Source organism: Trichococcus sp. ES5 (assembly GCF_900067165.1).
In the GTDB taxonomy this organism is placed as follows: Bacteria; Bacillota; Bacilli; order Lactobacillales; family Aerococcaceae; genus Trichococcus; species Trichococcus flocculiformis.
Window position 1 is genome coordinate 265,892 of sequence record NZ_FJND01000001.1, and the last position, 16,373, is coordinate 282,264.

Genomic DNA, 16,373 nt, shown 5'->3' on the forward strand with positions numbered 1-16,373 from the left:
GCTCTCGCCCGACAGCGGACCGATCCTCAGCGTATTTTCCCCAACAGCAAATACAGGAAATAAGGCGCTCCGATAAGAGAAACGACGATACCCGTCGGAAAAGCGGTATCCATCACTGTGCGGCCGATCGCATCGGCAATCAACAGGATGCTGCTCCCGACCAAGAGCGCGATCCAACTGAAGCGTTCATGCTGTTTGCCGACCAGCTTTTTGGCAATGTGCGGGGACATCAGGCCGATGAAGCCGATGTTGCCGGTCAACGAGATTGCCGCTGAGGCGATGGCGACCGCACAAAGCAGCAGAATCAATTTTTCGTTCCGGAGTTTCAATCCCAATGCAGCAGCGGTCTCCTCGCCCAGCGCGAGAATGTTAAGCGTCGGGGCCTTCAGGAAGAGGACACCCATCGCCAACAGCCAACCAGGCAGGATTGTGAACACGAACGGCCAAGTCGATCCCCAGATGTTTCCCGACATCCAGGCGGCGATGAAACTGACGTCGGTCCGGTCAGAGGAGGACATCAGCAGGATGATCAACCCCGAAAAGGCGGAGGAGATACCCGCTCCGATGACCACCAGCTGCATCGCATGCTGTTTATGGCTGCGGCTGAAACTGAGCAGGTAAACCGTGGAGGCAGCCACCAGCGCACTGATGAAAGCGACAAGCGGCAGGACCGCAGAAAACTGCAGCATGCCTTCGCCCGCGAACAGATAGAAGATCGTCACGCCGAGACCGGCACCGGAATTGATGCCCAGGAAACCCGAGTCGGCCAGGTCGTTGTTGCTCAAGCTCTGCAGGATGATACCGGCACCTGCCAAGCAGGCGCCGGCCATCGTCAACACCAAAGCCCGGGGCAAGCGGATCTGGTAAAAGACGTAGTTTTCTTTAAAAACCCCGTTACCTGACAAGACCTGCAGGATACGGTCCAACGGAAGCGACGAATAACCCATGGACAAGGCCGCAAGGAAAGCCACCACGAACAAAAAGAGGAATAGCCACAATTTTTTCCGATAAGTCAGATTCCATTCATTAAACAGCTCGGATTCCCCCTTTTCTGGCGATTGTCACGTAAAAAGGTACGCCGATCACGGAAACGATCGCCACAACGGGAATTTCGAAAGGACTGACGACCGTGCGGCCGATGTAATCAGCCAGGATCATGAAAGTCCCGCCGACCGTGATGCACAACGGAATGATCTTGCGGTAATCCTGCCCGACCATCTTGCGCACGACATGTGGAATCATCAAGCCGATCAGAGCGAGATTGCCGGCGATGGCAACCGCGCTGCCCGCAAGCAAAGTGATCAAAAGAATCAGGACGGTCCGGATCAGATTGGTCCGTTGTCCCATGCTGATCGCTGTTTCCTCGCCCAAGCTCAGCACCGTCAACTGGCCGCTGAACACCAGGCTCAACAACAGCGCCAGTCCGATGACCGGGGTGATGCTCAAAATATTCCAATCGACACCCATCAGGCCGCCGGAAGTCCACATCGAGACGTCCTTGGAGATGCGGAACCAGATTGCGATCCCGTCCGCGATGGCCTGGAAAAAGAACGAGACGGCTGCTCCAATCAGGATCAGGTTCAAGGGTGATTGTCCGCTCCTCGTCGCATTACTGAGACCGTACACGAACAGCATCGCCAAACCCGCACCCACGAAACAGGCAATGGAAACGAGCAGGTAGGAACTCTGCGGAGCAATGGCATAGACCAAGGCCACCGCGATGTTCGCTCCGGAAGTCAGCCCCAAAAGCCCAGGATCGGCCAACGGATTCCGCGTCAGCGCCTGCATGATCGCTCCGGCAACAGCCAAGGAACTTCCCACAAAGAAGGCACCCAGGATGCGCGGGAAGCGGATGCCCCGCAGGACAAGATAATAATCGCCGCCGCCTTCCCCGATGAGCGCTTCGAATAGGTCCGACCAATCCGTATCCGCCGCTCCTGTGTAAAGCGCCAGGACCGCTGCCACGATCAGCAACAAGACAGTCACTGCCAGATAGATTCCGAAGGCCTTTCGTTTCCGTTTAATCACTGCAATCGTCCCCTCTTATTCCGCTAAAAAGGATTCCTCGAAGAAGTCCAGTTGGTAATCCAAAGATAGCGAATCATTGAAATAAAATGTCTCGGCATCCGCCACAAACACTTGGTTGTTCTGCACGGCCGGTATGTTCTGGAACCATTCAGCATCCAAGAAGCTCGTTTCCGGATCGGTTGCGGCCAAGCTCAGGATCAGGTAGTCGCCGATGTAATCGCCGAGCACCTCTTCGGAAATGGCATAATAACCTGCATCCAGGGCGTTTTCCTTGACCGTTTCCGGCATATTCAGGCCCATTTCCTGATAAAGGATCTCCGTGCCGCGTGCCCAGTTATCGCCGAAAATGTACATCTGTTTTTCGAAGTTCTCGGCAACCGTTACTGTTGCATCTTCGCCGATTACTGCCTTAATTTCTTCTCCAACAGTCTGTGCTTCGGTCTGGAATTCCTTTACCCACGCGACAGCTTCCTCTTCCTTGTTGACTACTTTCCCGATTTCCACGATTTGATCCAAGTAAGAAAGTTCGCCGTATGTGAACAGGACGGTCGGCGCGATTTCCGACAATTGGTCGGCATTTTCGATGTTGTCCAAGCCGATGATCAGATCCGGTTCCAATTCGAGGATTTTTTCGACGTCGGCATTCGAAACGACTGCGACGCCTGAAAGACCTTCGCTGAAATTCGGGTTACCGGCTGACCAAGCATCCACGCCGACGATGTTGATGTCGAAGTTGATGAGATCCCCAGCATAGGACGACAGCACCACTACCCGTTCCGGGTTTGCGGGAACCGCGATTTCTTCGCCGTCGACCGTTGTGTACGTCACCGTTTCGGTTGCTGCGCTTTCGCTAGATTCATCGGCTGTGTCCGTAGCGGAGCAGGCTCCCAAAATCAATCCGGCACTCAATAACATTGTCAGTGATAGTTTGTTTATTTTTTTCATGTTCATTCTCCTCTATTTATCAATTCGTATCCGATGATGACGGGTTTATTTGTCTTTGCGTCCGGCTGGATGGTCGGACGGATGTTGAAGATGGACGCTATATTCGCGGCGGTGATCACTTTATCCGCCGCACCTTGACAGACGACTTTGCCGTCCGCTAGCGCCACGATATGGTCGGAATAGAGCGAAGCCTGATTGATGTCGTGCAGCACCATCACGATCGTATAACCTTCCTCTTCATTCAGTTTCTTGAGCAGTTCCAAAATTTCCAGTTGGTAACTGATGTCCAGATAGGTCGTCGGTTCATCCAAAAAGATGATGTCGGTTTTTTGCGCCAACGCCATCGCCAGCCAGACCCGTTGCCGCTGCCCGCCTGACAGTTCATCGATATAGCGGTGACGGAGCTCGTCGATTTGCGTCTTCTTGATGGCCCAGTCGATGATTTCCTTGTCCTCGCTACCCAATCCCCTTAAGCCTTTCCGGTGCGGAAACCTTCCGTACGAAACGATTTCTTCAACAGTGATGCCAGAAAGGTTTTCCTGACGCTGCAGCAGGATAGCGATCCGTTTCGCCAACCGTTTCGTATCCATCGTAAAGATCGAAACACCGTCCAGCAGAATGTCGCCGCTCGAGCAAGTCAGGATGCGCGACATCGCCTTCAACAAGGTCGATTTGCCGCAACCGTTCGGCCCGATGATCGTCGTGATTTTCTGCGGTGCGATCGCGACTGAGATATTTTTCACAATAATCTGCTTGTCGTACTTGATTTGCACCTCCTCAACTTTCAGGCTGCACATGCCTTCGTTCCCCTTTCTTTATCCTTGCAGAAGCGATCCATTGCCGGATCGTTCTTGACATTTTCGAATAAAAATTATTTAATTGATAATGAGAATCATTCTCATTTATAATTTATTCCATTATCATTCATAACAACCAATTAGTCAACAGAAAATGAGGTGGTCTTTTGAACGAAGTATTTGACGTAACGATAATCGGTGGCGGGCCTTCGGGTCTGTACAGTGCTTTCTACAGCGGTTTGCGCAACCTGAAGACGAAGCTGATCGAATCCCAGTCCGTCCTCGGCGGCAAAGTCAACCTGTACCCGGACAAAATCTTGTGGGATGTCGGCGGTCTGACGCCCATCACCGGCAAAAAATTCCTTTCCAATTGCATCACGCAAGGCCTGACGTTCCATCCGACCGTCTGTCTGAATACGGAAGTCAGCCAGATCACCAAAATCGCCGGCATTTTCGATATCCGCGCCAGCAACGGCGACCATCATTACACAAAAGCGGTGATCCTTGCATACGGCAGCGGCATCATCACGCCGAATAAGCTGGCGGTGGACGGTGCGGAGCAGTTCGAAAGGACCAATCTGCATTACATCCCGAATAGCCTGCATGCGTTCCGCAACAAACAGGTTTTCCTTTCGGGAGGCGGGAATACGGCGATCGAGCAAGCGAACGAATTATTGGCCATCGCAAACGGCGTGACGCTTGCTTGCCGCAGCAATGAACTGCGCGCGCATGAACATAGCGTGGAATCCTTCCGCAATAATGGTGGAACACTGCTTCTGGAAACGCAGATCCGAGCATTCCGTTCCAACCGCCAAGGCGAAATCGAAGCCGTTTCCCTTTCGATCGGCGGTGAACATCGGACTGTCGTTGCCGATGCGGTCATCGTCAACCACGGCTTCGCCAGTAAACAGGCGATTGCTTTTGGGGAAACGCTGGGACTCCAGTTCAACGACAACAATTACATTGAAGGCAGTCCTGACAGCACAATCGGCCACCCCGGCATCTTCGCCGCCGGGGATGCAATCGCCTATACCGGCAAAGTCAATCTGCTGGTCGGCACCTTCCAGGATGCCGTGAACGCTGTGAACAGTGTCAAACAATACCTGAACCCCACCGCTGAAAAGCACGCGATGGTGTCCTCGCACAACGAAGCCTTCGTTGAAAAAAACAAACAGTTTAGTTTGTAGATTTGTAGATTTGTAGATTTGTAGAAAAGCAGCCGAGGGGAGTCCCCTTGGCTGCTTTTGCGTTTCTGGCACCTTTCGTCGGCTGTTCAGCATTCGTTCCTTACAGATCAGCCGACGAAGTGAGTACCTGTTGACTATTCATCATTCATTCTTCCCACAACAGTCGACGCCTGAACCGTTTGTCGGCTGTTCCGCATTTATTCTTCCCTAAACAGTCGACAACCCAAAAATAAAACAAACGCAGACCAAGTCTCATTCCAAGAATGATCCCTGCCCTGCGCCACTTTTCCTCTGTCAGATTTCGTATTCGACAGCCCGTTTGGCTGCGTCCTCGGTTGCTTCTTTGTACATTTTGCGGGTTTTCTTCTTGCCGACGTCTTCCACCCACCATTGCCAGAAATCGTCGTCCTTGTGATGGGAAATTCCGCCCATCAGTATGCCCCTTTTATAGACATTATATTCGGTATACTCTTTATTTGTTTTGTCCGATGTCAGCCAAATGATCATCTGCACGCCTTCTCTCGTTCGATTTTGTCTCTAATCTTATGAATAATTGCTTGAAAATTTTCAACAAGTCAACTCTACTCCTAAATCAAAAAGGTTTCAACATGAACTTTACGCGTTACACATTGTGAACAAGCTTCCTTGCAGCTCACAAAACATCATTATTAATCTTCGCGAAGAAGCCTGATTTCATCCAGCAACTCCTCCAAAATCCCTTCCTGATAACCGGCGAATTTCTTTTCGGCCATCAGATCCGCCAGACCGCGTAGTTCCCCGGATTGGATCCGTTTCAGCTTCTGCATCCGTTTCTCATCGATTTCCGCTGCCGGTTTTGAGGCCGAATAGTGGTCGATGGTCATCCCGAGCAACTGGAGTTTTTCACCGTACCGTCTTTTCAGCGTATCCGCCATCAGCAAGCCTTCTGGATCGAAATCGCCGGAATAGTACAAGCTGATTCCGTCATCCGGAATACGTTCCAATAGCAGCCAGACAGCATAGCGGAACTGTCCGTTCGTACAGATCATCGGACAGTCCGGGAAAGCATCCAGCAAGATGGAATACACGCCTGAATTTTCGATCAGGAAAATCTGGTTGCCTTTACAAGGCCGGATCCGCGAGATGCCCAAAAGCTGTCGAACGGGCACATTCCACGGTATCCGATCCAGGCAGGCATCCTGCCACATAGCGACAGGCTCCTCTCCGCGAAAGGCGACCAGCCCGTTCACGGCGGTGAAATTCATGATGTCGTCCTTGATGATCTTGAACAGTCCATAGATTTCATTTTCCAGTTCCGCTTTTGACAAGAGGCCGTTCATCGCTTGAGCTGAGTCAGCTTCGGCATACTGATGATACAGCATCATGAAAAGCAACTGTCCGGTCAAGCCGTTTGAGTCAAAAGAATGCGGATTGCCGGTGATGCGGTGCGCGAAGACAGGCAATTTCGTATACTCCTGCGGAAGATTGTGCAGAGCCTCCGCAACGTTCCTGAAGGCAGCCAAGCAAGCAACCGGCTCCTTCAGGAACCAGCCCGAATAAACGGCGTTGCGGTTGTGGCCGAAGACATCCCTGAACAGTGGATCAATCCCATCGATCTCCGCCAGGAATGCAGCATATTCTGCCTCGGCATCATCCGCCAGTTCCTGTTTAGTTCTGAGTTGCCTCCCGTTTATGCTCTCCACAACCAGCTCGAAAGGGATCGGCTCGAATTTACTCTCCTCGTAATTGCGCTTGAAATCGCTGATTTTGATGCTTTTGCTTTTCTCCCATTCCCACTGCGCTATGCCCATGAACATCAGCAACGGCTCAGCATCGACTTTTTTGAAAAGCGACTTGCTGATCGTGCCGGTGAAGCGCCCGAAGCTCTCGTATTTCTTATGGATCTGTTTGATGCAGATGACCATCACCGGTTTGCCCGCAAAGTAGCGGATGGCTTCTTCTTTCAGATTCTCATCCAGCTTGGCCACCCCCAGCACTTTCCGGACCGACATTTTCAAAAAGATCACCTTCATCTGGCAGCAGCAACGTTTTCACTTTCCCGTCCCAATGGTACTGGATTGTCGAAACGGTCGGCGCATTCTTGGGCCGGATCAGTTCGTATGTGTTCAGGCTAGAGACCGTTTGATATTCCCCGTACAGCGCCTGGGAATTCATCATATAGTTGAACTCCAGTTGTTCCGTGGCCTTGAACAGTTCGGCGATATTCAGATCATCAATGCCGGCAAAAGCCTCATCCAGCGTGATGATGTACGGGGCGTCCTTGCCGGCGTCCTGATACCGGGAATACATGGCGGTGAACAGCGGCAGATACATCGCAATCGCTTTTTCGCCCCCACTGAACTGATTGAACTTGTTGTTGGAAAGTTCCTTCATGACTTCATTTTTGCGGTGATGCCACAGCTCGAAACTGAACCATTTCCGGTAATCAAGCACTTCCTGAAGCACTTGATAAAGGCTGTCTTCGCCGTTCGATTCATCGCGCATCAGCTTAGCCTGCTCGATGCGATTCTGGAAATGCTGTTTGATTGCTTCCGTGTCACTCGGTTTGAGAATATTTCTATCCTTGCGCAACAGCTCCACCAGACGAGCCGTCGATAATCCGTCATCGCTTTCCGCAGCCTTCGGTTTCCATCTGATCGAAAGCGTCAGCCCGGAAGAATTATCTTGGTGCTCGAGGATGTCGTTCATCTTGGAAACCCATTTTTGGGCATTGCCGATCAGCGTGCGCAGCACATTCCCGATCGAATGGAAAATGATCTGTTCAAAAAGTTCTTCGTCGCTTCTGCGTAGCACCAATTTGGCTTGTTCGATCTGGTCCTCCAGGCGCTTTTTCAGATCATCCGGGCTTCTCCAGGCCCCCTCCGAGTTCACTTGGTAGATCCTGATTTGGTTTGCGTGACGCCAAAGCTCCATTTTATCGCGGAATTCCGGGGCCTCGAATTCGTTGAACCAGGCCGGAGCAGCAATAATCTGGTCCTGGATGATTTTGGGCCGGTAGTCGATCAGGTCCGACTCCGCTTCTCGATGCACCGCGTCCAGGTTCCCTTCCAATTGCGTCAAACGGTTCTCCTGATTGGTCCAATTCCTTAGGTAGTCCTCGGCCACAACAGTCAAAGACTTATCCCCACCTTTACCGTATCTGGCGACTTCCTTCGCAAAGGTATCCCGCCATAGTTGTGTGTAGGGCTTTTCGAAGCGGATCTGTTCCTCGAGTTGCTTCAGGTTCAGACTGATGATCGTGAGCCGGTTGTTGTGTTCAATTCGCTCATCTTGGATAGAATCCTTGCGGGTCCCCCCCTTCCGAATGTTCCGGATGCAGGATTCGATCCGCTCGGTGATTTCGGCGACATTGTTGATTTTCTGCAGTTCCAAATTCGAGGCCAATTGCCGTTCGAGCGTATGCTGTTTGGCTACTTCCTCATCGTATTCTTCCAGCACTTCCTGCAGCTCTTCGCGTTGCACGCTCAGCAATTCTTCGGCTCCTGCCCGGTTGACGGCAATGTGTTTTCGATCGGATGCTTTGTCCGTCCAGTCGTGGAAAGCAGCCTGATAATCTTCTTGGCACTTTTCCGCCTCTTCATAGTCAGCCAAAGTAAAACCGATCGTGTTGCCTCTAGCCGTTTGATGCAGCCTAAGCCTTAAGTTGTCCGCCTGATTTTTGATTTCCTGCAAATCGCTTTGTTTCCGGGCCAAATCTCTTTCGCCGCGGTCGATTTCCCGCTCCATCTCCAGGATGTTCTGGTTGGCGAAGGCAAGTTCCTTGTCGACAGGAAGACACGTCAGATCATCCTCGACCGCATCAATGGCAGCCAGCAACCCGTTCTCCGCTTCTGCTGCCGATTGCAGTTCTGCCTGCAACCGCGCGATTTCTTCCTCCAACGATCGGATCTTTTCGATCCGGTAGCGTTCCCGGCTGGCTTTGCCGATGTAGCTGGCCTGATAGGTCGCATCCGCTTTCCCCCTCAACGAAAACAAGCGGTAGCTGCCGTCTTCCGAGATGACCGGAGCCGCGGAGTCGGCTTCGTCGCCATCGATCACTTCAATCGATTGGAGGATGTCCTGCACATAGCCAGCATCCACGCTGCGCTCGCCGCTGTCAGGTACAAGGTAATCGGCCAAAGTATGTTTGAAGAACTGCGGATTCGGCAACAATTGCCTGTCGCCTTCCAACTCCAGCCGCCCTTCGGAAAGCAATGCATCCAGAAAGCCAGTCTCCATCAACGCGCTCTCGATGGCATTGCGTTTTTCATCGGCCAAATCGGCCCTGAAATCGATACAGGAATAGAAAGGTTCAGCCGCAATGCCATCTTGCGCCAATTGATCGCGATACACTTGGCTGGCCCCGCTGCGTTCCGGAACCGGATCCTTCTCAGCCTTCCAGGCGCGCATTTCTGTTTCGTATTCTTCGATAGTGCTCTGGATCCAGTCCATCCGGCTCCTGATCGGCAGCAACTCGTTGCTGATGCGCTGTTTCTCATTGTTGGCGGCCGTGTAGATTGGCTCAGTGACCAGCGCAAACCGGATCGTTCTCGCATAAAGGCCTTCCAGTCTCCGCAGCACCTCGCTATATTCGGTTGGCGGAACGATAAAATGGGCTTGGCTTTGCCAGTGACTGAAATCGCTGACCAATTTTTCCTTTTCATCCGTAAAGATGCCCTGCCAGTGGCGCTGATTCTTCCGATCTGCCTCCAATTTTTCGGCTATGTCTCCCAATTCTTTGTCGATGCGCTTCTGAACGATCACCGCTGCATTCAGGTCCTTGAACAAGGAGACCATGTCGCGCAGGTGATTCCGATATTCACGGTTTTTTGATTTCCAATAATCAAAGGAATGTTCCCCGCTCTTTCTTTCAAAGTCGGCCAGATGCTGTTCATGTTCCGCAAAATAGCCGGATCCCTCTGCATGTTCCGCCATTTCGTCGGCCAAAGCGGCCAATTCCTTTTCGGCCCGTTCCAGATCTCTTATGTGACCTTCCAACTTATTGCGGGTTTCGGCAACCTGCGTTTCTTTTTTGTTCACCTTATCACTGTACCTTTGCAAAGCAGTCTTGCTGCTTTCCAGATCGTTCTTGAGTTGGGTCCCTTTCTCGATCAGCTGATAGGCTTCATTCTGCTTCAGCTCATCTTGTTCCTTCCGCCAGAGCGAAAGATTCAGTTCCAGCTCCGCCTGTTCCTTCTGGAGCGCATCCAAAAGGCCGCTGAGCTCCTTTTGTTTTGCTGCATCGGCATCTATTTTGGCTTGTTTCTGCTTCGTCATTTGGTCGTTCTCCAGCCAACGGTTCGCCAACTGCCTCAGTTTCTCTTCATACATGCTCTCGTAACTCTTCTGGATTTTGCCTACTGCTTTGGCTTCGCGTTCGAACTGGCCGAGCCTTTCGCGGCTGGCATCGATCTGTTCCAGTGTCCGTGAAACCGGCTGGAGATCGTCTTCCTTCAGTGCCGGCAGTGAATTCGTCAAAATGTTGTAGATCGCTGTCGGGGTGAATTCCCTGGATAATTTCGGACTGCGCAATTCCATCAGCAATTTGATGCAGTCCTCGAATTTCCCGAGACTGTCGAACCCAAAGATGCGTTCGTTCACGAATTCCTGGTAATCCTTCTGGGAATTCATCACTTTTCCGCCCTCGGCAATCCGGTTGATCAATTGCCGTTTGGACAGAGGCTGCAGCTGCTCCCTTTTCAGCTCCTCAAACAGGCTGAAGTCCATGCCTATTCGCCTGCCGTCCGTGATTCCGAAGTACCATTTCCCCAACGAGCCTCCCCGTTTGGCCTGCAGTCCGATGCCGACCGTCAGATAGGAATCCTGTTCTTTCCGTTTGAATTCCAGGAAGAGATAACCCGTCCGTTCCTGAATCTTCGACACCTGCTCCTCACCCAAAAGATAATCTTCCATCTTTCTGGCGCGGCTTCCGAAAGAATCCAGCCGAGTCGGGTCCGTTTTGCCGTCCAACAAGGTAGGCAGCAGACTCTGCATCGTCACCGATTTACCCGATCCGTTGGAGCCGCGCAACAACATTTTCCCATCAGCGAACTCAAAATATTGTTCATCATAGTACCAGAAATTGACGATGCCGGCTCTGTTCATTACCCATTTATTCGTTTTGTTCACTGCTGTCTCCCTCATCTCCATCAAATTCTTCCTCAGGCATATCATCTTCCTCCAACAATTTCTGAAGAAAATCCTGCGGGTACTTGCCTGTATTGCGCGCAAATGTCGGGAGGATCGTGACGTTTCCGTCTCCATCTTCTGCAAAGAAACGCCACTTGATGCCATTCTCCAGTATCAATCTGGCCAATTTCTTATCAACGCTCTCGCGGTATTCCTTCGACCAGCCCTTCCTGTTCTGGGTGGCATGCTGACCGATCAGAGCCAGCCATTGATTTTTCGATAAATGGATGCACCCATAAGCGTCAGGGGCGTAATCCGATTCCCGGATCATTTCCGCCAGCTGCAGCAGGCTCTCGTCGGCGGATTTCAGCATCGGGAAATAGGTCTGTTGCTTCAGGCGTTCCTCAAGCGTCAGCATCGCCACATCTTTCGTCAACTCGAAGGTGTACGGCGTATTTTTTTCAAAAAAAGCACTGATGTACTGTTGCTGATTACGCAGGTAATAGAACAGCCTGTCGTTCTCTTCGGTTCGGAGGATCGCCGGTTCCATCATCAGCCGCCTGAAAGCGACCGTGCTCGTCTCCTCGTCGGCCCGCTCCCGTTCCATCTGCATCAATTCCCGCCAATCCTGGAATTGGGTGATGTCCTCTGGATAGGAACGCATGAAATATTTGCTGTAGGGGCTGACTTTGTAGAGGACTTCATTGGACTCGGAGGTCGCGAAATCATCGGTCTTCCCCTCGATCGTATCGATCAATTGCATGTCAGTCATCACGTTCAGGACGCGCACTAGGCTTTTTCGGTGGTTGAAATTGGTCCAGTCCAGGAGGTCCCGTTCAGGATAAAACAGGTCCAGTTCATCAACGAGTTCATTGATCAGAAACGCTTCGCCTTCGCTTTTATCCTCCGTATAGGCCATCGCGCAGGCAAACAGGGCATAATCCATCGGCTCGTTGAAAGTCGTGATGCCCATCCAATCCTGGGATTCAAATGGGATTTTTTCCAACTTGATGAATTTAGCATGCACAATCAAGCGCAGCCCGAATATTCTCTGGGTGACGCGCTTCAGGTCGTTCTCGATGCGCAAAAGCTGATGGTAGACGTCCTTATCGGTTTCCCGTATGATCCAAAAATTTTCAAAAAGGATACTGAGTCCTTCTCGGATTTCCTCATTGCTTGCCGGCATTCCTGTCACCTCCTGTATTTTCCTTGTCAATCAGCACATAGACGACATTCGGCATCTCCAAAAAGCCGTCTTCGGATTCCAACCTGACTTTTATGCTCCTGTCCACTTTGATCGCAAATACTTGGCCGAATTCGGTTGCGATGGTCCGCTCTTCATTCTGGAAAGACAGGCTCAGCCATTTCAACAACAATTTCCGGATCGATGCATCCATAAAGGGATGTTCAATCAAATCGATCTTTCCGTTCTGGATATAATGCTGCAGGGATTTTTCGAGTTCTTGCCGTTGCTGCAGATGGGCCGCTACGGCTTCCTTCTTCGCCTGGGTATTTCGCGAGAAGGCCGTCGCGCTTGTCCGTTCCCGATACTCCCTGATATGCGGAATCGTCTCATGGACGGTCGCCGGAATATCCCAGATGTCCGCAAATTTGTTGCTGGTTTCGAAAGGCTTCACATAATAGTGCTGCGTGTGAAAGGCACCGAATACCTGCGAGGAAAGCTGATGCGCTTCCTCAACGGACCGACAGTGCAGGAACCACTCAGCCAAGTGGATATAGTCCTTTTTCCGGCTCTGATGCTGTTGCATGCGGTCGCTGAAACGTTGGATCATCCGGGTGATTTTGCTGATGGCCTGATTGGTCTGTTTCATCAAGGAACTGTACTCACTGGACTTCCCTTGCCCATCGATGAACCAAGCAAGCATCGTGTCCCAAATCCCAAATAGCTCCCCCGTCAGTTTCCCCTCATCCAGAACCGTTTCATCAAAGCGGGGAATCTCTTTTTCATGGTTGATGACGCATCTGGCGACGAGCAACAGTTTTTCCTTGGATACTCCCTGCAAAGCGTGCTGGATCTGATAGGAAGTGTTCTGCATCGTAACAATGAAGTCCCGCAGATAAAAAACGAACTGGTCTTTGAATACCAGGAACGCCTCCGTCTGCATCTGGCTTTCCGTCCGTTCGCTGTTCAGATAGCCGATGTAGTCGGATGTATTGGTTTTGATGCTCGTAAAATGCGTGACGGTGTCCTGCCAAATATTGAACAGTTCCTTCTCGTCGGATTGTTGATCCAACTCCCTGATGGCTGACAGAAACCTTTCAAAAGTATTCTTATCCAAGGCCCCTCTGCTGTGGCCGATCTTGCCGCTCAATTTCTCCAGCATCTCTTCGATCGCGATGCTGGTTTCGGAAATCTGGTAGCGGAAATGTTTATTTTTGTATTCCGCTATGCTCTTGGGTTCGCTCATTTCCTGACGCGTCTCCAGGTTTTCCCATCCCACCAGGCTGGTCAGATCCTGGTCCAATTCTTTTTCGGAATAGCCCGCAAATCCATCCAGACTCTGCATGTACTCCAGCACATCTCCCCGGTACAGCAAATCGTTCATCTTCCGATGTTGCTGATAGAAAAAGTGCATGATGGTGCGGTAGCGCTGGAAATTGTCTGCTGAGAGATAGCTTGCTTCATTTATTTTACTGTACTCGATTGCGTCGGCCAGAATACTCACTCCTTGATCATGAATTATATGTAAAAAGCTTCCCATATTAATATCCGTAGTTCGTTGTTCCCACATCAAAATATAGCGATACATCCATTTTATCACAATAGTTCCAAATTTTTTCCTGGAGAATGAACTAGTGCTATACTGACCTTAGAAATCCTGATTCCACGAAAAAGCAGGGCCGGATTCGGATTTCGGAAATCTGAAAATCGAAGGAGTTTGTATCATGAACAAAGAACAATTCGATATCATGAAAAATCGCAAAGGTTTCATTGCGGCGTTGGACCAAAGTGGCGGCAGCACGCCCAAGGCACTGGCGTTGTACGGTATTTCGGAAGATAGCTATAACGGCGAAGAAGAGATGTTCACCCTAGTCCATGAGATGCGCTCGCGCATCGTCACCTCGCCGGCTTTCAGTTCGGAACACATCTTGGGAGCCATCCTGTTCGAACAAACGATGGACCGCAAAATCGATGACCTCTATACGGCCGACTACCTATGGGAAAAGAAACGCATCGTACCCTTCCTGAAAGTCGATAAAGGGCTTGATGCGGAAGCTGATGGCGTCCAGTTGATGAAACCGAATCCCGATCTGGACACCCTGCTTGCGCACGCAAACGAGCGCCACATCTTCGGCACAAAAATGCGTTCCGTCATCAAATCTGCCAATCGTGAAGGCATCAAAAAAGTCGTCGCCCAGCAATTCGAAGTCGGCAAGCAGATCATTGCTGCGGGACTGATCCCGATCATCGAACCGGAAGTCGACATCCATAGTGCAGACAAAGCTGAATCGGAAACGATCCTCAAGGAAGAATTGTTGTTGGCGCTGGATACGTTGAATCCGAACCAATTTGTGATGCTGAAACTCTCGATTCCGAGCGTCGATGATTTCTACAAAGAACTGATCGCTCATCCGCAAGTCGTGCGGGTCGTGGCACTATCAGGCGGCTATTCGCGTGAAGAAGCCAACGAAAAATTGACCCACAATCCCGGATTGATCGCGAGCTTCTCGCGGGCGTTGTCCGAAGGTCTGAGCGCCGGTCTGACCGAGGATGAATTCCGGAACACCTTGGCCGAATCGATCCAATCCATCTACGACGCGTCGATTGTTTGATGGGTTATGCAAAGATAAATGCCTTTTTGTGCCTTCCGGTAGATTGAAAAACTGAATAATTCTTGCTTATCCGACAACTTGCGCAACGTTTGCTCTCCGGTTGTCGGATTCTTCGTGGTTACCCGACAAATCACAGAATGCTTACTCTCAGGTTGTCGGATTCTTCCGGGTTATCCGGCAAGTCACAGAATGTTTGCTCTCCGGTTCTCGGATTCTTCCGGGTTATCCGGCAACCGGAATAGAAACTGTTTACAATAAATTCATTCGCACGTTCTTGCGTATAGTCACTATAGTAGTACTAATAATAATTGAGGTGATTGTTATCGCGTACAAAGAACGGATTAAACCCGAGCATCTACGAATTTTAGAAATATTACTTACTCGCACGAAAATATCAAGAGATGATTACTATTATTTCCTCAATCTGAAAAAGGGTTTCGAAGGGGAGCTCGTATTTGATGCGTACACCAAGCAATTCAAATTAGATCATTTCTTTTTGAATGATCTTCAGTTAGAAATAAGGCGTGCTCCTTTCCAAGTAGATGCTCTAATGATTCGCACCAATCTGCTTATCCTGTATGAAATCAAGAATTTTGAAGGCATCTATAAATGGGGAGCGGAGAAATTCACAAAAACAACCGGAACAGAGTTGGAGAATCCATCCTTGCAGCTGCAGAAAACGAAAGTACGTCTGGAACTTTTACTCCAGGAAAAAGGATATTCGTTAAAGGTTGACGCCTATGTCATCTTTGTCAATCCGGAATTCACACTGTTGGGGACGCCAAATGACTCCAATTTTATACTTCCTAGCCAGATTCCTGGTCATTTTCGTAACATCCAGGCAGCCCCTGAGCTGAATGCCGAGCAAATAAAATTGGCTGAAACACTGATGAATCTCCATGATTCCAGCTATCCAAGAAAAAAGACGCAATATACTTATTCAGATTTAAAAAAAGGCATCACGTGCCCAGAATGCGGAACTTTAGCGGAGAAATTTAGCGGATATTCCCAAGTTTGTACCAAATGCGGAAACAAAATTAACGTCAATAAGGCCATACGATCAAGCATCGAGGACTTTCACACACTGTTCCCGGAAATTAAATTGACATCCCGCCGTATGATGGATTGGTGTGGTTGCGGCAACGACATGCGCGTGTATAGAGTTCTCAAGAAAAATTATCGAATGATAGGCAAAAATCGCGGTCGATACTACATTTGAAACAAATCCAGGCGTGGGTTTCTTCAGTTTACAACTGAAACTTTTTTAGAATTAAAAACTACTCAAATGCCATACTTTATCCGACATCACATAGAGCGTTAGTATTCCGGTTGTCGGATTCTTTGCGATTATCCGACAACTCACAAAACGTTTACTCTCCGGTTGTCGGATTTTTCCGGGTTATCCGACAACTCACAGAACGTTTGCTCTCCGGTTGTCGGATTCTTCCGGGTTATCCGACAACTCACAAAACGTTTACTCTCCGGTTGTCGGATTCTTCGTGGTTACCCGCCA

The 16,373-nt window shown here is 50.2% G+C and carries 12 protein-coding genes; 3 read left to right on the top strand and 9 right to left on the bottom strand.

What is annotated here, in order from left to right; all coding sequences use genetic code 11:
* Positions 1-26 precede the first annotated feature (26 nt).
* Genes TES5_RS01135 through TES5_RS01150 form a run of 4 tightly spaced genes read right to left on the bottom strand, consistent with a single transcriptional unit; the run spans position 27 to position 3,770 of the window.
* Positions 27-974, bottom strand: a complete 948-nt coding sequence (locus TES5_RS01135; RefSeq protein WP_369813479.1) for a FecCD family ABC transporter permease — start codon at positions 972-974, stop codon at positions 27-29.
* Between the two features lie 52 nt (positions 975-1,026).
* Positions 1,027-2,028 (bottom strand): FecCD family ABC transporter permease, encoded by a 1,002-nt coding sequence (locus TES5_RS01140; protein WP_068558870.1) that lies wholly within the window; start codon positions 2,026-2,028, stop codon positions 1,027-1,029.
* Between the two features lie 15 nt (positions 2,029-2,043).
* The gene (locus TES5_RS01145) at positions 2,044-2,973 is read right to left on the bottom strand and encodes an iron-hydroxamate ABC transporter substrate-binding protein (RefSeq protein WP_068558872.1); all 930 of its coding nucleotides are present in this window, start codon (positions 2,971-2,973) and stop codon (positions 2,044-2,046) included.
* A 2-nt stretch (positions 2,974-2,975) separates the two neighbouring features.
* A complete protein-coding gene (locus TES5_RS01150) occupies positions 2,976-3,770 on the bottom strand; it encodes an ABC transporter ATP-binding protein (RefSeq protein WP_068558874.1) in 795 nt (264 codons plus the stop codon).
* A 167-nt stretch (positions 3,771-3,937) separates the two neighbouring features.
* Between TES5_RS01150 and TES5_RS01155 the strand changes: the two genes are divergently transcribed.
* Positions 3,938-4,957 carry an NAD(P)/FAD-dependent oxidoreductase gene (locus TES5_RS01155; protein WP_068558877.1) on the top strand — a complete coding sequence of 340 codons (1,020 nt, stop codon included), beginning with the start codon at positions 3,938-3,940 and terminating at the stop codon, positions 4,955-4,957.
* Between the two features lie 294 nt (positions 4,958-5,251).
* Here TES5_RS01155 and TES5_RS01160 read toward each other — a convergent pair whose 3' ends face one another.
* The 5 genes from TES5_RS01160 to TES5_RS01180 all read right to left on the bottom strand — a co-directional run bounded on the left by TES5_RS01160 (position 5,252) and on the right by TES5_RS01180 (position 13,752).
* Positions 5,252-5,464 carry a hypothetical protein gene (locus tag TES5_RS01160; RefSeq protein ID WP_068558879.1) on the bottom strand — a complete coding sequence of 71 codons (213 nt, stop codon included), beginning with the start codon at positions 5,462-5,464 and terminating at the stop codon, positions 5,252-5,254.
* 161 nt (positions 5,465-5,625) lie between these two features.
* Positions 5,626-6,948 carry a DUF2399 domain-containing protein gene (locus tag TES5_RS01165; protein ID WP_232309259.1) on the bottom strand — a complete coding sequence of 441 codons (1,323 nt, stop codon included), beginning with the start codon at positions 6,946-6,948 and terminating at the stop codon, positions 5,626-5,628.
* Positions 6,908-11,065: a TIGR02680 family protein gene (locus TES5_RS01170; protein WP_198143276.1), complete on the bottom strand. Its 4,158-nt coding sequence runs from the start codon at positions 11,063-11,065 to the stop codon at positions 6,908-6,910. Before TES5_RS01170 ends, TES5_RS01165 begins: the two co-directional genes overlap by 41 nt.
* Positions 11,049-12,251 (bottom strand): TIGR02678 family protein, encoded by a 1,203-nt coding sequence (locus TES5_RS01175; protein WP_068558885.1) that lies wholly within the window; start codon positions 12,249-12,251, stop codon positions 11,049-11,051. Before TES5_RS01175 ends, TES5_RS01170 begins: the two co-directional genes overlap by 17 nt.
* Entirely contained in the window at positions 12,235-13,752 is a 1,518-nt protein-coding gene (locus TES5_RS01180) for a TIGR02677 family protein (protein ID WP_072763664.1), read from the bottom strand. Before TES5_RS01180 ends, TES5_RS01175 begins: the two co-directional genes overlap by 17 nt.
* A 220-nt stretch (positions 13,753-13,972) precedes the next feature.
* Here TES5_RS01180 and TES5_RS01185 point away from each other — a divergent pair, with 220 nt between their 5' ends.
* Together TES5_RS01185 and TES5_RS01190 are read left to right on the top strand one after the other, a co-directional pair.
* Positions 13,973-14,860 carry a fructose bisphosphate aldolase gene (locus TES5_RS01185; protein ID WP_068558888.1) on the top strand — a complete coding sequence of 296 codons (888 nt, stop codon included), beginning with the start codon at positions 13,973-13,975 and terminating at the stop codon, positions 14,858-14,860.
* A gap of 313 nt (positions 14,861-15,173) precedes the next feature.
* The gene (locus tag TES5_RS01190; RefSeq protein ID WP_232309261.1) at positions 15,174-16,079 is read left to right on the top strand and encodes a nuclease-related domain-containing protein; all 906 of its coding nucleotides are present in this window, start codon (positions 15,174-15,176) and stop codon (positions 16,077-16,079) included.
* Positions 16,080-16,373 lie beyond the last annotated feature (294 nt).

Excerpts from the sequence above, each read along its gene's own strand:
- TES5_RS01145 (WP_068558872.1), bottom strand. The coding sequence starts at position 2,973 with ATGAAAAAAATAAACAAACTATCACTGACAATGTTATTGAGTGCCGGA.
- TES5_RS01150 (WP_068558874.1), bottom strand. The coding sequence starts at position 3,770 with ATGTGCAGCCTGAAAGTTGAGGAGGTGCAAATCAAGTACGACAAGCAG.
- TES5_RS01160 (WP_068558879.1), bottom strand. The coding sequence starts at position 5,464 with ATGATCATTTGGCTGACATCGGACAAAACAAATAAAGAGTATACCGAA.
- TES5_RS01165 (WP_232309259.1), bottom strand. The coding sequence starts at position 6,948 with ATGTCGGTCCGGAAAGTGCTGGGGGTGGCCAAGCTGGATGAGAATCTG.
- TES5_RS01175 (WP_068558885.1), bottom strand. The coding sequence starts at position 12,251 with ATGCCGGCAAGCAATGAGGAAATCCGAGAAGGACTCAGTATCCTTTTT.
- TES5_RS01185 (WP_068558888.1), top strand. The coding sequence starts at position 13,973 with ATGAACAAAGAACAATTCGATATCATGAAAAATCGCAAAGGTTTCATT.